Source organism: Parapedobacter composti (assembly GCF_900112315.1).
GTDB lineage: Bacteria > Bacteroidota > Bacteroidia > Sphingobacteriales > Sphingobacteriaceae > Parapedobacter > Parapedobacter composti.
Genome location: NZ_FOLL01000050.1, coordinates 1 through 1,814 on the forward strand (window position 1 = coordinate 1; position 1,814 = coordinate 1,814).

The 1,814-nt window shown below is 47.3% G+C and carries 1 pseudogene; it reads right to left on the bottom strand.

The features are described from left to right. Positions 1-178 precede the first annotated feature (178 nt). A pseudogene (locus tag BM030_RS19505) lies at positions 179-1,699 on the bottom strand (IS1182 family transposase); the annotation flags it as partial. Positions 1,700-1,814 lie beyond the last annotated feature (115 nt).

The following is a 1,814-nucleotide window of genomic DNA, read 5'->3' on the forward strand; positions in this document are numbered from 1 at the left end:
GAAGGCGTCTAAAAAGGGCGCCTTCTTTGTTTTATTATGGGCTTGTGGTCTGTAATGGTTTTAGGAGATTAGCCTAGGCCGCCAGCGGTTGATATGGGCAATTTATCCATGACTGGTCATAAAATAAGCGGATTATTGTATTTAGGTTCGTCGTTTGGTCCGGAGAAAGTTGTTTCAGGAGTTTTTTCGACCATTTTCTCAGGTTATGTCCTATACACATCAGGGCAAACTCGATATCTACCTTTTCAAGCCCTTTCATCGAGAACCTGTTGAACCGGTTGTTGCTTTTCATCTGGCCGAAGACAGCCTCCACTTCTATGGGGCGTTTGCTCCGGTGGTACTTTCCTGTTTCAGAAGTCAGCAGGTCCCGTGCCCTGGCCTTCAGTTCGTTCAGGCGGTGGTTGACTTCGATTATCCTGTTGCCTTTGGCCTTATGGCATTGTCCCCGCATGGGGCAGCCTTCGCAGCGCCCGGCCTGATAATAGCTCACACTGGAAACATATCCATTGGTGCTCACCCGCTTACCCTTACCGGCAAAGGCCATCTTCTGTCCCATGGGGCATACATAGAAGTCTTCCTCCTTATTATAGTACAGGTTCTGCAAAAGGAAGGGGTTGTTCTTCTGTGCCCGTTTCTGCTCTTTATGGAAGTAATTGTACTTGACATAACCCTCTATTTTCTTTGATTCCAGCATCTCATAGTTCTCTTCACTGCCGTAACCCGCATCGGCCACCACTACATCACTCTGGCTTCCGTAGTTTTCTTCGAAGCCCTCAAGGTGGTCTTTCAGCGTAGTGGTATCTCCTGCACTCTGATGGATACTGTAATGGGTAATGAACTGTTCTTCCGTACTGATCTGCGTGTTGTAGGCCGGTTTGAGCTGCCCGTTCTGCATATGGTCATCTTTCAGCCGCATAAAGGTGGCATCCTCATCGGTTTTGCTGTAACTGTTCCTTTCTCCCAGTGTCGCCAGCTGCTTCCCGTATTTTTCCAGCCTTGGAAGATGCTCTTCCTGCAGCTTTTTAAGCTGTTTTTGGGTAGGCTTTGCTGCTTCTTTGAGTTTTTCGTTCAGCGCGGAAAGTCTGTCCCTGAGCTCATCGCTCTTAATAGGTCTGGGTGTTTCATCCCTGCCCAGTTCCGATTGGTCCTGTCTTATCTGTGATTCAATGTCCCAGAGCACCGACTGTATTTTATTTTCCAGTTTGGCTCTGTTCTTTTCAACCGAACCTTTCCATACAAAAGTGTAACGGCCTGCCGCCGATTCGATCTTCGTACCATCTATGTACTGGACCTTCAGGCTCACATAGCCCAGTTCGGCAAGCAGACGGACAACTTCGGCAAAAAGTGACTGGATATGCCCTTTGAGCCTCTTGCCCCGGAAGTAGTTGATTGTCCGGTAATCCGGTGTGCTGTGCCCGGATAGCCACATGAAATAGATGTTCTCCTGTAGGGCCCTTTCTATCTTACGGCACGAATAGATGTTGCTCAGGTAGGCGTAGAACAGCACCTTGATCATCATACGCGGGTGGAAACTGGTCGTACCACCACCTTTGTACTGCTTGATAAGCTGCCCGATATCAAGCTTGTCAACTACTTCGTTCACCAGACGTACAGGATGGTTCTCGGGGATCTTTGAAAAAATATCTTCCGGAAATAGGCTCGGACTATTGGATGGCAATGCTTTAAATTGTACCTTCATAGCTTTGTTTGGGGATACCTAAAAATAAGCTTTTTTTAGGACAAACAAAAAAATCCCCGAAACTTTATCTGTATCGGGGATTCCTTTTCTTAATTGAGGCTTTTTAGACAGCCTC